The sequence below is a fragment of the Bradyrhizobium sp. 26S5 genome, from assembly GCF_036923295.1.
GTDB lineage: Bacteria > Pseudomonadota > Alphaproteobacteria > Rhizobiales > Xanthobacteraceae > Bradyrhizobium > Bradyrhizobium septentrionale.
This window is the reverse complement of sequence record NZ_CP145948.1, coordinates 6,631,186-6,645,433: the sequence shown is the minus strand read 5'-3', so window position 1 is coordinate 6,645,433 and position 14,248 is coordinate 6,631,186. Positions and strand designations below refer to the sequence as shown.

The window sequence follows — 14,248 nt, the reverse complement described above, 5'->3', positions numbered from 1 at the left end:
CCATGCGCGACCGCCTGATCTTCGCCGGCCAGTTCATTTTCACACTGCTCGTCGCGGCATTCCTGGTGGTGCCGGCGGGGCTTTCGATCTCCGCCGGGGTCACCGTCAATTATTTCCGCGGTATCCAGTCCGGTGTCACCTTGCAATGGGTGGCGCAGGTCTGGGAGCTCTATGCCGGCACCATCCTGCTCTCCTTCGTGATCGCCTTCGCGACCCTTGCGGTCACGCTGGTCGCCGGCGTCCCCGCCGCCTATGCGCTGCATGCGCGCGGCGGCCGGCTTGCGCGCATCGTCGAGGAGATCATCACGTTGCCACTGGCGATCCCCGGACTTGCGATCGCGCTTGCACTGTTGCTCTCCTATGGGAGCTTTGGCGGCTTTCGCCGTTCCTGGCTGTTCATCCTGGTCGGCCACGTGATCTTCACCATGCCGTTCATGGTGCGGTCGGTCATGGCGGTGTTTGCCACCGTGGACATCAAGACGCTCGATGAAGGCGCCGCCTCGCTCGGCGCATCGCCGTGGCGGCGATTTCGCGATGTCATCGTGCCGAATGCCCTGCCGGGAATTCTGGCCGGCGCATTGATGGTGGTCACGCTGTCGCTCGGCGAATTCAACCTGACCTGGATGCTGCATACGCCGCTGACGAAGACGTTGCCGATCGGGCTCGCCGACAGCTACGCCTCGATGCGGCTCGAAGTGGCCTCGGCCTACACCCTGATCTTCTTCGTGATGATCATTCCGCTCCTCGTTGCGATGCAGCTGCTGGCTGACAGGGATCCCAAGCGATGAGTACGGACGGCCATGGCGCAGCGGTGCAGATTGAAAGCTGCGGCAAGACGTTTGCCGACGGCACGCGCGCCCTCGATCCCGCGACCCTCGACATTGCGCGCGGCGAGACGCTGGTGCTGCTCGGGCCATCCGGCTGCGGCAAAACCACGATGCTGCGCATCATTGCAGGCCTCGAGTTGCCCGATGCCGGCGGCAAGGTCCTGTTCGACGGCAAGGATATGACCTCGGTCCCGATCGAGCGGCGTAATGTCGGAATGGTGTTTCAGTCCTACGCCTTGTTCCCCAACATGACGGTGGCGGACAATATCGCCTACGGCCTGAAGATCCGCGGTGTCGCGAGGAGCGAGCGGGTCGCACGCGTCGCCGAGCTGGTGACGCTGACGAACATCACCGGATTGGAGAACCGCCGCATCGACCAGCTTTCGGGCGGCCAGCGTCAGCGCGTCGCATTGGCGCGTGCGGTTGCGATCCGGCCCGGCATCTTGCTGCTCGATGAGCCTTTGACCGCCCTTGACGCCGCCTTGCGAGACCGGCTGCGCAGCGAACTCAACCGGCTGTTGCGCGCGCTCGGGATCACGACGATCTATGTCACGCATGACCAGGCCGAAGCCATGGAACTGGGTGATCGCATTGTGGTGATGCGGAAGGGCGCGATTGCCCAGATCGGAACGCCGCGCGAGGTCTACTTCGCGCCGAAGGATCGGTTTGTGGCGGAGTTCATCGGCGCAGCGAACATTGTGGAAGCTCCGATCGAGAACGGTGTATTGCAGCTGCCCGGCGGGCGATTGCCGATCGACGGTGGAGCGACGATTGCGAATGCAACCGTCATGATCCGCCCCGAAACCATCCGCGTGACGGAGACCGGCGCGGGCGCGGGGGTGCTCTCGGGTATCGTCGATTCCGTCAGTTTCATCGGCGACCGGCAGCGGATCGTCGTGAGTGGTGCATCGGGCAAGCCGCTCAATGTCGATGCGCCGAACACGATTCAAGCCAAAGTCGGCGACCGGATCGGACTTTCGATCGCGCCCGATGCTCTTCGTGTCCTGCCCTCCGAACCCTGAGCTCCATCGATGCCGTCGAAACCGGTCCTCATCGCCCAGATATCCGACCTCCACATCAAGCCGCCCGGCGCGCTGGCCTATGGCCGCGTCGATACCGCCAAGGCGCTTGAACGCTGTGTGGCGGCGCTCGGTGCATTCGAGCCTGCACCGGATTTCGTCGTCATCTCGGGCGACCTTGTGGATACGCCGTCCGTCGAAGAATACGACTATCTCAAGCGATTGCTCGCGCCGCTGCGCCTGCCGTTAGCCGGCATTCCCGGCAATCACGACTCGCGGGAGTGGATGCGCGCAGCATTTCCCGCCGCGCCTTATGCTCACGCAACGGGACCGCTCGACCAGAAGATCGAGGTGAACGGCCTCGATCTCCTGCTGCTTGATTCAAGCGTTGCCGGGAAGCCGCATGGCCTGCTTGAAGCGTCGACGTTGCAATGGCTGGATGCGACGCTGGCGACGGCGACCGATCGGCCGGCGCTGCTTTTCCTGCATCACCCGCCGTTCAAGGGTGGGATCTGGCACATGGACCGCCAGGACCTGTTCAATGCCGAGGAACTGGCCGCAATCGTCAGGCGCCACCCGCGTGCGCAGTTGATCGCGTGCGGGCACGTTCACCGGGCCATGCTTACCACCCTTGCCGGCATTCCCGTGACAATATGTCCTGCGCCAAACCATGCGGTCGACCTGGATCTCGGACAGCTCCGAGAACCGTCGTTCAAGGTGGAACCGCCTGCGTTTCATCTGCACGCGTGGTTTCCCGGGCAGGGTTTTGGGCAATTGGTCACGCATCAGGTCCCAATCGGTCAGTTCGACGGGCCGCATCCGTTCTTTGGGCCTGACGGCAAGCTGCTGTGAGCCCGGCCGGGCGCCGGCCAGCACAGAGGCGTTTCGCCACGCGGGATTTGCGTTGCCGGACCGGGTTTCCGGATCAGGTGCCGCTGTCGGGTACAATTGAGCGTTGCAACTAGGTGTTTATTTATTCCAAATTGTACTTTGAATCCCCTGCACGGACCTTTGTTGCTGTAGGTCCCCGGCGGGGTTATAGTCCCCTCCGCTTTCATTGATCGATGGCTTTGTCGGCGTCCGCTCTGGCGGCCGATTAAACGCAACACAATCAGTCTGGATGACAATGACCGGTGCGTCGCCCATAGAACGAATTGCCGGTGCGCCGTCGTTTCCGAACAACAAGCTTTCGGTGCTGCGCAAGCATCCCTATTTCTCAGATCTTGAGCCGGAGGCGTTCGATCAGCTCTGCCGCTACGCCAAGCACACCACGCTGAAGCGCGGGACGACGATCTTTTCCAAGGGCGATCCCGGCACGAGTTTGATTGCGGTGATTTCGGGCACCGTGAAGATCAGCATCTCATCGCCGGATGGTCGTAACGCGATCCTGAACCTGATCGAGGCAGGAGAGATATTCGGGGAGATCGCGCTGCTCGACGGCTTGTCGCGGACGGCCGATGCCACCGCCAACAGCAATTGCGAGCTGTTCGTCATCGACCGGCGCGAGTTCATTCCCTTCGTGCGCAGCCAGCCGACGCTCGCGATGAAGTTCATCGAACTGCTTTGCGAACGATTGCGCCGGACCAGCGATCAGGTCGAGCAGGTTATCCTGCAGGACTTGCCCGGTCGCCTGGCCAGCGCGCTGCTGCGCCTGAGTGACAAGCACAAGCGCGAGCCGCAAGGGCGCACCATCTCGATCACCCAGCAGGAGATCAGCGAGATGGTCGGCATGACACGCGAGAGCATCAACAAGCAGCTCCGGGCGTGGGCGATACGCGGCTGGGTCAGGCTTGAGCATGGCGCGATCGTCGTGCTGAAGCCCGAGACGCTTCAAGCGTTGGTCGAGGCCGGAGCTGATGACGGCGACTAGTTGCCGCGGCCGCCGACCAGTCAGGCATGTCACGAAACGGTGAATCTGGCAGGCCCTGTGAAACCAATCACATCGGCCTTCCATGCATTGCGGTAAGTGACGCTTCGGGGAGCACACTATGGAGGAATCCATGCAGGGCTCTTTCGACAAGCGACAGCAGGACCCGCAGAGCAACTACCAGAGCTTCAGCATCAAGCTGATCGCTCTGCCGGTGCTCGTCATCGTTGCCTTGATCGGGATGCTGGTCAGTCGCCCGGCGGCGGTCAAATGGATATCGGACGCGGCGCAAGCCGAGTTCGCTGGAACTGATGCCATCTACGCTGATCCGGTGCCCAACATCGCACAGCCGGCGCCAACGGCCCCGCCGGGCAACGAAATACGGACAGTGAAAGCCTACTGATCGTTGATGCCGTCGTCGCGTGCCAAGGTCGCGTGCCAAAGTCACGCGCCAAGATGCGACGTCGGCAATTCAGATCGTCCAACGCTCCGCTTCCATCCTCACGCGGCAACACCGAGCAGCTTTGCTGCGGTCTGGCCGAGAATATTGGCCTTGTCGTCGTCGCTCAGCGACGTGCACGCGAAGATGTGGTCGACCGGTGCCAGTTGCCAGGGATAGGGATAGTCGCTTCCCAGCACGATCTGGCCGGAGCCCACCTGGGCGGCGAGGTGCCGGATGGCCTCAGGCGTGAAGATCAGGGAGTCGAAATAGATCTGCTTGAGATATTCCGTCGGCGCTTTCTGGAGCTTGATGTCCGGGTTGCATCCCTTGGGGCCGACCAGGCAGGGATGGTCCGAGCGATCGGCATAGGAGGGGAGGTAGCCGCCGCCATGCGCGGCGATGACCTTCAATCCCGGGAAGCGATCGAGTGTACCCTCGAAGATCAGGTGAGAGAGCGCGATCGTGGTCTCGAGCGGATTGCCGATCGTGTTGCCGAGCCAGCCATTGCCGGAGAGCCGCTTGTTGAGCTCCGGCACACCCTGCGGATGGATGAACAGGGGGACGCCGAGTTCTTCGGCCTTGGCCCACACCGGATGAAGTTTCGGATCGGAGAATTCGACGCCGTTGACGACGCCGCCGATCGCCGCACCCTTCAGGCCCTGCTTCCTGACCGCCGTCTCCAGCTCCTGCACGGCGAGATCAGGCGCCTGCAGCGTCAGCGAGGCGAAGGCCGCAAACCGCTCGGGCTTTGAAGCGCAGAGTTCGGCGAGCTTTTCATTCTGGATTTTCACGATCTGCCCGGCAAGCTCGCGATCGCGGTCGTACCAGTATGGATTGATCGACAGCACCTCCATATCGACTGCCTGCGCGTCCATCGCAGCCAGGCGCTTGTCGATCTCGACGAAGGCCTCAACGGCGCCGTTGACCGGCGGCAGTTGCAGTCTTCCGGCGTCGGCACCGAGCAGGGCTCCCGCCTCGCGGAAGTGGCAATGCGAATGAATGTCGATCGTCTTGACGCGTTTGCCATTGACGGAGACCGGCAATTTCTGGCGCGATTGCTGCGCGTTCGCGTTGTGCACGAGCCCGCAGCCGCAGAACACGATGCCGGCCGCCGCCGTTGCTCCCACCTTCAGGAAATCCCGCCTTGTAGCCATGACGATCGCCTCCCAAGTGTTGTTTTGTTATGGGGGGCAGCGTAGGGATGCGCTTTGGCGGTCGCAAGGCCACACGCTGTGCGTGTCGCGCAATGTTGATCTGCTCAGACCGGCTTGATCCCGGCCTTTGCGATGATGTCGCGCCATTTCGGCACTTCGTCCGCAATTCGCTTGCGCATGCCGTCGGGGCCGTTTGCCAGCACTTCGAAACCGTCATTGCGCAGCTGTTCGGTGATCTTCGGTGTCTTCAGGATCGCGATCGACTTCGCCGACAGCAGCGCGACGATGGAGGAGGGCGCATTTGCGGGCGCAAGAAAACCCTGGAAGGTGTCGGAGACGAAATCCTTGTAGCCGAGCTCGATCATAGTCGGCACATCAGGCAAATCGAACCATCGATAGGTTCCGGTGACGGCCAGCGCCTTTAGCGCGCCCGACTCGATGTGCGGGTGGGCAGGTGGGAGCGCTGCAAACGCGACCTGGGTCGTTCCGCTCAGGATCGCCTGGATGGCCGGACCGGCGCCCGAGAACGGCACGTGCGCCATCTGGATCTGGCCTGTGATCTTGAACAGCTCTCCGGCGAGATGCGGCGTCGTCCCCAGGCCTGGGCTCGCATAGTTCAGTTCGTCCGGGTTGGCCCTGGCACGCGCGACCAGGTCCGCGACCGAATTGATCCCGAGCTTCGGATTGACCAGGATCACGTTGGGCGAGGTACCAAGCTCGGCAATTGGTGCAAAGTCTTTCGCCGGATCGTACGGGATTTTGGCGCAGAGGCCGGGATTGACGACATAGGCACTCGACGTGATCAGCAGCGTGTAGCCGTCTGCGTCGGCATGTGCCGCTATGCCGATCCCGATATTGCCTCCACCGCCCGGCCGGTTCTCGACCACGATGGTGCCGCCGAGCGCTTCGCCGAGGTGAGTACCGAGGATGCGGGCCATGATGTCGGTCGGCCCGCCCGGCGCGAACGGCACGATGACCTTGATCGGGCGTTCCGGATAGCCGGCCGCCCTGGCTTCCCCGGCGAGACCCGCGACCGCGAGCACGCCACCGGCCTTCAAGATGGCGCGACGCGAGGGCGAGGCTGGCCTGCTGCCCGTCATTGGATATGCCTCACCCGCATCACGGCTCCTGCAGGCCGAACACCGCCACCGCGCGGATCGGCGATGCCGTCCCGTCGCGCCATTTCATCGGCAGGCCGATGAAGGTGAACTGCCCCTGGCCAAGCAGGGCCTCGAGATTGCACAGGCTTTCGATGTGGGTGATGTCGAGGTCGAGGCAGGCCTTGTGAACCAGGAGGTTCTCGTCGCTATCGGGACCCGGGCGCATCGAATCGATGCCGAAATGAACGATGCCTTGCTTCGCGAGCCACTCAGTGGCGGCGACATTCACGCCGGAATTGTCGGTCGAATATTCCTTGCGCGGAAAGGTCCTCGCATGATGCCCGGTGCAGAGCAGGACGGTGCCGCCGTTCGGGATCGGCCGTCCGGCCGCCTTCACGGCGGCGTCGAGATCGGACGGGGTGATCTCGGCACGCGGCGCAATATGGCGCAGGTCGAGACAGATGCCCGGCACGATGCACTTCTCCAGCGGATATTCGTTGATCGGGATGCCGCTCGGGCCGAAATGCCGGGGCGCATCGATATGGGTTCCGCCATGGTCAGGCATCGAGATGAACATCGATGCCAACCCATAGACATTTCGCGAATCCGCGAGGGCTTCCGCGTGGTTCTTCCACATCCCGTGGATGATCGGCGGATGGCCGGGATAGCTCGGCGTGCGGTGATAGAGCTCTCGGCTCAGGTCGACGATCCTCACGACGGGTGCCCTTTCTTGGCGGAGCTGGCGCAGGCGCGCTTCTACCCATGATGCTGACGCGTTTGCCGCGCTTGTGCAAGATGCCGCTTGCCCTCGGTGCAGAACCTGAAGCAAATCGGGCATTCCGGCACGCATTGCCGAAGGGAGAGTTCACGTGACCGACTATCGCAAGCTATTTGATCTCACCGGCAAGACGGCCGTCGTGTTGGGGGCTGCCTCAGGGATCGGCAAATCCTCGGCCGAAGCGCTGGCGTCGCTCGGCGCGCGCGTGCTCTGCGCGGATCGAGCCCAGGAAGGAGCGGAAGCAACCGCCGCGGCGATCCGGCAACAGGGCGGATCGGCAACGACCGTCAGTTGCGATGCGGGGCTGATGGTGCTGATGTCGAGGCGTTGGCAGCGAAGGCGCTCGCGGAATTTGGTCGGATCGATATCGCGGTGACGACGCCGGGCCTGAACATCCGCAAGACCATCCTCGACTACACCGAGGAGGATCTCGACCGTGTCATCAACCTCAACATCAAGGGCACGGTCTGGTTCTTCCAGGCGTTCGGCCGCATCATGGTCAAGCAGCAAGGTGGCAGCCTGATTGCCTGCTCTTCCGTGCGCGCAGTGACCATCGAGCCGGGGCTTGCGGTCTATGGATCGACCAAGGCTGCGATCGGGCTGCTGGTCAAGGGCTTCGCGTCCGAGGTCGGCCGATCCGGCGTCCGGGTCAACGCGATCGCGCCGAGCATCGCGGAGACCGCGCTGACCGGCCCGTTCAAGCAGCGGCCCGACATCTACGATCTCTACGCCGGCCACACCGTGTTCAATCGCTGGAGCAGTGCCGATGAGGTCGCGACCGCCGTCGCCTACCTCGCTTCGGATGCGGCGAGTTATGTCAGCGGCAGCACGCTGTTCGTCGACGGTGGCTGGACCGCGGTCGACGGACCGCCGACGGGTCTCACGCAGTTGGCGCGCTAGAGCGTTTTCGAGCGAAGTGGATGCCGGTTCGCGTGAAGAAAACGCGTCAAAACGAGAATCTAGAGCCCCGTTCCGATTCAATCGGAACGGGAAAGGCTCTAGGAGACGAAGCCCGCTTTGCTGCGCAGCTGCGATGCATCCGACGACGTCAGCAACGCGATCAGGCGTAGCGCCTGCGATGCAGAGGCTGCCTGCGTCGGAACAGCGGCCGTATACATGGTCGCAAGGTCGCATCCCGGCGGCAAGTTGCCCGACAGCACAACACCCTGGGTGCTGATGATCTCGGTCGATTGCGTGCAACCGAGCGGCCGCCGGTCATTGGTGGCAGCCAGATGCCGCATCGCGGTCGCGCCGTTGGGAAAGATCCTCAGCCGGTTGGCAACATCGTTCGCAATGCCGAGCTGTGCGAGGACCTTGGCGACGTGAATTCCGGCCGTCGAGGCCTTGGTATCGGGCACGAAGATCGCGTCCGCAGCGAGCAGCGCCGCGCGCAGGCTCGCCGCATCCTTTGCGCTCACCGGCTGATCGCCCGCCCGGACCGCAAGCGCCGTTTCAACTCGGCCGATGTCGGCAATCGAACTGCGCAGGACCAGCCCTTCGTCGGCAAGCTTCGCGATCAGGGCGGCGGTGAGGATGACGATGTCGGTCGGAATGCCGGCGCGCAATTTGTCGGCCATGGCGCCGACCGCACCAAAATCGCCGGTAATACTGAGACCGGTTTCGGCTTCAAAGGCCGGCGCGAGGCTGCGGACCAGGCCCTGCGCGGCGCCACCGCTCAGGATGTTCAACGTCTTCATTCGCACTGTTCCATTGCCATGTCTTGCCCGCTGCGTGCCTATTGAGTCTTGTCCAGCCTTTTGACGACGTCCGCCCACTTCACGATATCGGCGCGCAGGAATCTGTCGAACTCGTCCGGCGTCATCGGCATCGGTACTGCGCCCTGCGCGGCCCAGAGCTTCTCGACATCCGGCCGCCTGATCGCGGCGCTCACGGCCGTGTTGAGCTTGTCGATGATCGGCTTCGGCGTACCCGCCGGCGCCATCAAGCCGAGCCAGATCGTTGCCTCATAGCCGGGGACACCGGCCTCGATCACCGTCGGAACGTTGGGCAGCACCGCCGAACGAACCTTGCCGGTTGTTGCGAGCGCGCGCACCTGGTTTTCGGCAACATTCGCCGCCATCGCCGGCACGGCGTCGATCATCATCTGGACCTGGCCGCCGATGACGCCGCTACGGGCTTCGCCGCTGTTGCGGTAGGGCACATGCATGACGTCAATCCCGGCCATGGCTTTGAACAACTCGCCGGCCATGTGATAGGGCGTGCCCTGACCCGACGAGGCGTAGTTCAGTTTTCCGGGCTGGGCTTTTGCGAGTGCAATGAAGTCCTGCAGCGTCTTCGCTTGCACAGAAGGGTGGACCACGATCACGAGGTCGGAAGTGTTCAGGGACGCGATCGGCGTGAGGTCGCGCATCAGCTCATATTTGCGCTGCGGCACCAGCGATTCATTCGCGGTCTGGGTGTTCGACATCATCAGCAGGGTGTAGCCGTCGGCCGTCGCCTTGGCGACCTCGAGCGTGCCGATCACGCCGCCGGCGCCGGTGCGGTTCTCCACCACGAAGGGCTGGCCGAGGCTTTCCTGCAAGATGCTGCCGATCTGTCGCGCGACGACGTCGGCCGGGCCGCCGGGACCGAAGGGAACGATGATCCTGACCGGCCGGGCAGGATAGTCCTCGGCATCCGCACATGAGCCTGCCATCGACCCGGTCAGCAGCGCCGCGACAAGCACCAAGGCGTACCGTAAGCCCGCCATTGATCCTCTCCCCAACTTTAGTCTTGTTTCTTGGTTAGAAGTCTAGCGGCAACCTGAAGCCTCTTTCGACGACAGACTCCGTCCTTGCGCATCGGAATATCAGCGGGAGGACGGTGTATTCAACTTCGCCATCGCGTGCGGGGAATCACATGAGGAAACATCCTGGGCTATCGCGCCGCGCTATGCTCAAGGGCTCGGGCGCTGTGCTGGCAGGGGCCGCTTTTTCAACGCGTGTGATGGCCGCTGCGCCACCCGCCGAACCGGTCACGCCGACGCTGATCGAGGCGGCGAGGAAAGAGGGCCAGGTCGTCTACTACACCTCGACCGATCTGCCGGTCGCCGAGAAGCTGGCAAGAGCGTTCGAAGCGAAATATCCGGGGATCACCGTGCGTGTCGAACGCACCGGCGCGGAGCGCGTGTTCCAGCGGGTCGGCCAGGAATATTCCAGCAACATTCATGCGGTCGACGTCGTCAACTCCTCCGACGCCGCACATTTCATCGTGTGGAAGCGCGACGGCATTCTGGCGCCCTATGTTCCGGAGGAGGTCGCAAGATACTATCCGGACGAGCATCGCGATCCCGACGGCCAGTTCGCAAGCTTCCGGGTCTGGCTGTCGATCATTGCCTACAACACCAATCTGGTGAAGGCCGAGGAGGCGCCGAAGAGCTTTGCCGATCTGCTCGACCCGAAATGGAAGGGCAAGATCGTCAAGGCGCATCCCGGCTATAGCGGCACCATCATGACTGCAACCTATCAGATGCAGCGCGACCTCGGCTGGAGCTTTTTCGAGCAGCTCGCAAAGCAGAATATCATGCAGGTGCAGTCCTCGACGGATCCGCCGAAGAAGCTCGATCTCGGCGAGCGCGCCGTGATGGCTGACGGCAACGAGTACAACATCTTTCAGATGAAGGAGGCCAGCCGCCCGGTCGAGCCGGTCTACGCCACCGAAGGGTCGCCGCTCATTGTCGGCCCGAACGGGATCTTCAAGGATTGCCCGCATCCGAACGCCGCGAGGCTGTTTCAATCGTTCGCGCTCGGGCGCGAGGGGCAGCAACTCAACATCGAGATCGGCGGCTTGCGCTCGGTCCACGCGCAGGCCCAGGAGAAGGCGGGCCGCAAGCCGCTGAAGGACATCAAGACGATGAAGGACGATCCCGCGGCGGTGGAGCGGGAAGGGGAATCGATCAAATCGCGCTACACCCGCATCTTCCGCGTTTGACGGACGGCGTGGGCTCGATAGCCGAGCATTTGGGCGCCTGCCGCATGGCATATGCGCGGTTTTCGCCGAGACTGGGTCAATAATGCCCCTCGGCGGAGGGGGCATTTGATGTTACCAATTTGGCCATGAACCAGCATGCCAAGGTCGACATCCGCCATTCCACCTGTCCGCACGACTGCCCCTCGGCATGTGCGCTCGACGTCGAGGTGATCGACAGACGTTCGATCGGCAGGGTACGCGGCTCCAAGCAGCAGACCTATACGGCCGGCGTGGTCTGCGCCAAGGTCGCGCGTTATGCCGAGCGGATTCATCATGCCGAACGGTTGATGTATCCGCTGCGCCGGACCGGTCCGAAAGGCTCTGGCCAATTCGAGCGGATCTCCTGGGACGAGGCGCTGGACGAGATCGCCGCGCGTTTCGATGCCGCCGAGCGGGAGTTCGGCGCCCAGTCGGTCTGGCCCTACTATTACGCGGGCACAATGGGGCTCGTGATGCGCGACGGCCTCAACCGTCTGTCGCATGTGAAGAAGTATTCGCGCTTCTACGGCACGATCTGCGCAACCATCGCGCGCATCGGCTTTGCGGCCGGGACCGGCAAGATCGCCGGCGTCGACCCCCGCGAGATGGGCGTCTCCGACCTCGTCGTGATCTGGGGCACCAATCCGGTCAACACCCAGGTCAACGTGATGACGCATGCATCGCGGGCGCGGAAGGAGCGTGGCGCGAAGATTGCGGCGGTCGACGTTTACAACAACGAGACCATGAAGCAGGCCGACGTCAAGATCCTGCTGCGGCCGGGAACCGATGGCGCCTTCGCCTGCGCCGTGATGCACGTGCTGTTCCGCGAGGGATTTGCCGATCGCGACTATCTCGCGCGCTATACCGATTGCCCCGACGAGCTGGAAGCGCATCTGAAGACCCGCACGCCGGAATGGGCGTCGGAAATCTCGGGCGTGCCGGTCGAGGAGATCGAGTCATTCGCGCGGCTGGTCGGCCAGACCAAGCGCTCCTTCTTCCGTCTTGGCTACGGTTTCACCCGCAGCCGCAACGGCGCCGCGCAGATGCACGCCGCGACGTGCATTCCCGCGGTCACCGGCGCCTGGCAGTATGAGGGCGGCGGCGCCTTCTTCAACAATGCCGGCATCTGGCGCTTCGACGAGTCGATCATCGAAGGCCACGACGCGATCGATCCCTCGACGCGGGTGCTCGATCAATCGAAGATCGGCCGCATCCTCACCGGCGATGCCGAAGCACTGCGCGGCGGTGGGCCGGTCAAGGCGATGCTGATCCAGAACACCAATCCGATGACTGTGGCGCCCGAGCAGGCGCTGGTGCGCCAGGGCTTTGCCCGCGAGGATCTGTTCGTCGCGGTGCACGAGCAGTTCATGACCGAGACCGCCCAGATGGCCGATATCGTGCTGCCGGCGACGATGTTCATGGAACACGACGACCTCTATTACGGTGGCGGCCATCAGCACATTTCGGTCGGCCCGAAGCTGATCGATCCGCCTGGCGAGTGCCGCTCGAATCACGAGGTGATGCAGGGGCTCGGCCGCCGCCTCAATGCCGTGCATCCCGGCTTCGACATGACGCCGCGCCAGCTGATAGACGCAACTTTGAAGAAGAGCGGCCACGGCGATATCGCGACGCTGGAAGCCGATTTGTGGCGCGATCTGCAACCCGATTTCCGCACGTCGCATTATCTCGATGGATTTGCCCACGCCGACAAGAAGTTCCACTTCAAGGTCGATTGGGGCAAGGTCCCGGTCGGCACAGGCGGGTTGATGGGAGCATGGGACAAGATGCCCTCGCTGCCCGACCACTGGAGGATCATCGAGGAGGCCGACGCGCAGCACCCGTTCCGTCTGGCGACATCACCCTCGCGCAGCTTCCTCAACACCAGCTTCAACGAAACGCCGTCGTCGCAGGCCCGCGAGGGCGCGCCGACCGTGATGATTCACCCCGACGATGCGGCCGCGCTGTCGATCGCCGACGGGGAGGCCGTGACGCTCGGCAACATGCGCGGCGAGACCACGCTGACCGCGAAATTGTTCGATGGCGTTCGCCGCGGCGTGCTGATCGCCGAATCGATCCACCCGAACAAGTCTCACATCGGCGGCCGCGGCATCAACATGCTGACCGGAGCGGAGGCCGTCGCGCCGCTTGGCGGCGCCGCGTTCCACGACAACAAGGTCTGGATCCGGAAGGCGTCGGCCGCCGCCTAAATCCTGCTTGCAGTCGGCGCCGATCCTGCCGCAAATGTGCGCTGACAACGGCACACAGGCAAGAAAACAGGCAGGAAACATGACCGACAACAGCGTTCTTCTTGAGAAGCGCGGGCAGGCGTTCTGGATCACCATCAACCGCCCGGACAAGCGAAACGCGCTCAACGCCGGTGTGATCGCCGGCATCGCCAAGGGCTACCGCGATGCCCATGACGACAAGGACGTGCGCGTCATCGTGCTGACGGGCGCGGGCGACAAGGCGTTCTGCGCCGGCGCCGATTTGCAGAACAGTGGCGCGGCGTTCTCGATGGATTATTCGCGTCCCAATGTCGACTACGCCGACCTGTTGCGGCTGTCGCAGAATTCGACCAAGCCTGCGATCGCGCGGGTCGGCGGTGTCTGCATGGCCGGCGGCATGGGGCTGTTGTGCATGACCGACATGGCGGTCGCCGCCGATGGCGTGATCTTCGGCCTGCCCGAGGTGAAGGTCGGGGTGTTTCCGATGCAGGTGCTGAGCCTGCTGCAATCGATCGCGCCGCCGCGCCTCGTCAACGAATGGGCGCTGACCGGCGAGCCGTTCGACGCCAGGACTGCGCAGGCGGCCGGCCTTCTCAACTATGTCGTGCCCGCGGCCGAGCTCGATGCCAAGGTCGATTGGCTGATCGGCCGCATCGTCGACAAGTCGCCGACGGCGATCCGGCGCGGCAAATACGCCATGCGGGCGATCGCTTCGATGTCGTTCGACGAAAGCATCGCCTACACCGAAAGCCAGATTGCGCTGCTCGCGATGACCGAGGACGCCAAGGAAGGCCTCAAGGCCTTCGGCGAGAAGCGCAAGCCGACATGGACCGGGCGCTAGAGCGGCGCGACGACCACGCACCGCGCGACTGGGTCGCGCGGCGGTGC

The 14,248-nt window shown here is 63.5% G+C and carries 13 protein-coding genes and 1 pseudogene; 9 read left to right on the top strand and 5 right to left on the bottom strand.

What is annotated here, in order from left to right:
- Positions 1 to 2: 2 nt before the first annotated feature.
- The 5 genes from V5279_RS31325 to V5279_RS31305 all read left to right on the top strand — a co-directional run bounded on the left by V5279_RS31325 (position 3) and on the right by V5279_RS31305 (position 4,116).
- Entirely contained in the window at positions 3 to 788 is a 786-nt protein-coding gene (locus V5279_RS31325; protein WP_166305572.1) for an ABC transporter permease, read from the top strand.
- Positions 785 to 1,849: an ABC transporter ATP-binding protein gene (locus tag V5279_RS31320; RefSeq protein ID WP_166305575.1), complete on the top strand. Its 1,065-nt coding sequence runs from the start codon at positions 785 to 787 to the stop codon at positions 1,847 to 1,849. The genes V5279_RS31325 and V5279_RS31320 overlap by 4 nt, the downstream gene beginning before the upstream one ends.
- A 9-nt stretch (positions 1,850 to 1,858) precedes the next feature.
- A complete protein-coding gene (locus tag V5279_RS31315; protein WP_166305578.1) occupies positions 1,859 to 2,698 on the top strand; it encodes a phosphodiesterase in 840 nt (279 codons plus the stop codon).
- A gap of 274 nt (positions 2,699 to 2,972) precedes the next feature.
- On the top strand, positions 2,973 to 3,716 hold the full coding sequence (locus V5279_RS31310; RefSeq protein WP_166308469.1) for a Crp/Fnr family transcriptional regulator: 744 nt from the start codon (positions 2,973 to 2,975) through the stop codon (positions 3,714 to 3,716).
- A gap of 130 nt (positions 3,717 to 3,846) precedes the next feature.
- On the top strand, positions 3,847 to 4,116 hold the full coding sequence (locus tag V5279_RS31305; protein WP_338691002.1) for a hypothetical protein: 270 nt from the start codon (positions 3,847 to 3,849) through the stop codon (positions 4,114 to 4,116).
- Positions 4,117 to 4,214: 98 nt separating this feature from the next.
- Here V5279_RS31305 and V5279_RS31300 read toward each other — a convergent pair whose 3' ends face one another.
- The 3 genes from V5279_RS31300 to V5279_RS31290 form a co-directional block, all read right to left on the bottom strand.
- Positions 4,215 to 5,309: an amidohydrolase family protein gene (locus tag V5279_RS31300; RefSeq protein ID WP_338691001.1), complete on the bottom strand. Its 1,095-nt coding sequence runs from the start codon at positions 5,307 to 5,309 to the stop codon at positions 4,215 to 4,217.
- Positions 5,310 to 5,413: 104 nt separating this feature from the next.
- The gene (locus V5279_RS31295) at positions 5,414 to 6,409 is read right to left on the bottom strand and encodes a tripartite tricarboxylate transporter substrate binding protein (RefSeq protein ID WP_338691000.1); all 996 of its coding nucleotides are present in this window, start codon (positions 6,407 to 6,409) and stop codon (positions 5,414 to 5,416) included.
- A gap of 19 nt (positions 6,410 to 6,428) precedes the next feature.
- The gene (locus V5279_RS31290) at positions 6,429 to 7,124 is read right to left on the bottom strand and encodes a cyclase family protein (RefSeq protein WP_338690999.1); all 696 of its coding nucleotides are present in this window, start codon (positions 7,122 to 7,124) and stop codon (positions 6,429 to 6,431) included.
- 154 nt (positions 7,125 to 7,278) lie between these two features.
- Between V5279_RS31290 and V5279_RS31280 the strand changes: the two are divergent.
- Positions 7,279 to 8,087: pseudogene (locus tag V5279_RS31280) on the top strand (SDR family NAD(P)-dependent oxidoreductase).
- Positions 8,088 to 8,185: 98 nt separating this feature from the next.
- Here the strand turns inward: V5279_RS31280 and V5279_RS31275 are convergent.
- Together V5279_RS31275 and V5279_RS31270 are read right to left on the bottom strand one after the other, a co-directional pair.
- Positions 8,186 to 8,884 carry a molybdate ABC transporter substrate-binding protein gene (locus tag V5279_RS31275; RefSeq protein WP_166308472.1) on the bottom strand — a complete coding sequence of 233 codons (699 nt, stop codon included), beginning with the start codon at positions 8,882 to 8,884 and terminating at the stop codon, positions 8,186 to 8,188.
- A 38-nt stretch (positions 8,885 to 8,922) separates the two neighbouring features.
- Entirely contained in the window at positions 8,923 to 9,897 is a 975-nt protein-coding gene (locus V5279_RS31270) for a tripartite tricarboxylate transporter substrate binding protein (RefSeq protein WP_338690996.1), read from the bottom strand.
- Positions 9,898 to 10,133: 236 nt separating this feature from the next.
- Between V5279_RS31270 and V5279_RS31265 the strand changes: the two genes are divergently transcribed.
- From V5279_RS31265 to V5279_RS31255, 3 genes are all read left to right on the top strand, one after another.
- Complete coding sequence (locus tag V5279_RS31265; protein ID WP_224741764.1) at positions 10,134 to 11,117, top strand: ABC transporter substrate-binding protein; 984 nt, start codon at positions 10,134 to 10,136, stop codon at positions 11,115 to 11,117.
- 125 nt (positions 11,118 to 11,242) lie between these two features.
- Positions 11,243 to 13,342 carry a molybdopterin oxidoreductase family protein gene (locus V5279_RS31260; RefSeq protein ID WP_338690995.1) on the top strand — a complete coding sequence of 700 codons (2,100 nt, stop codon included), beginning with the start codon at positions 11,243 to 11,245 and terminating at the stop codon, positions 13,340 to 13,342.
- A gap of 79 nt (positions 13,343 to 13,421) precedes the next feature.
- Positions 13,422 to 14,201, top strand: coding sequence for an enoyl-CoA hydratase/isomerase family protein (locus V5279_RS31255; protein WP_338690994.1), 780 nt, complete (start codon positions 13,422 to 13,424; stop codon positions 14,199 to 14,201).
- The last annotated feature ends 47 nt before the right edge of the window (positions 14,202 to 14,248 follow it).

Coding starts and splice junctions, on each gene's coding strand:
- V5279_RS31325 (WP_166305572.1), top strand. CDS start 3: ATGCGCGACCGCCTGATCTTCGCCGGCCAGTTCATTTTCACACTGCTC.
- V5279_RS31320 (WP_166305575.1), top strand. CDS start 785: ATGAGTACGGACGGCCATGGCGCAGCGGTGCAGATTGAAAGCTGCGGC.
- V5279_RS31315 (WP_166305578.1), top strand. CDS start 1,859: ATGCCGTCGAAACCGGTCCTCATCGCCCAGATATCCGACCTCCACATC.
- V5279_RS31310 (WP_166308469.1), top strand. CDS start 2,973: ATGACCGGTGCGTCGCCCATAGAACGAATTGCCGGTGCGCCGTCGTTT.
- V5279_RS31305 (WP_338691002.1), top strand. CDS start 3,847: ATGCAGGGCTCTTTCGACAAGCGACAGCAGGACCCGCAGAGCAACTAC.
- V5279_RS31300 (WP_338691001.1), bottom strand. CDS start 5,309: ATGGCTACAAGGCGGGATTTCCTGAAGGTGGGAGCAACGGCGGCGGCC.
- V5279_RS31295 (WP_338691000.1), bottom strand. CDS start 6,409: ATGACGGGCAGCAGGCCAGCCTCGCCCTCGCGTCGCGCCATCTTGAAG.
- V5279_RS31275 (WP_166308472.1), bottom strand. CDS start 8,884: ATGAAGACGTTGAACATCCTGAGCGGTGGCGCCGCGCAGGGCCTGGTC.
- V5279_RS31270 (WP_338690996.1), bottom strand. CDS start 9,897: ATGGCGGGCTTACGGTACGCCTTGGTGCTTGTCGCGGCGCTGCTGACC.
- V5279_RS31265 (WP_224741764.1), top strand. CDS start 10,134: ATGGCCGCTGCGCCACCCGCCGAACCGGTCACGCCGACGCTGATCGAG.
- V5279_RS31260 (WP_338690995.1), top strand. CDS start 11,243: ATGAACCAGCATGCCAAGGTCGACATCCGCCATTCCACCTGTCCGCAC.
- V5279_RS31255 (WP_338690994.1), top strand. CDS start 13,422: ATGACCGACAACAGCGTTCTTCTTGAGAAGCGCGGGCAGGCGTTCTGG.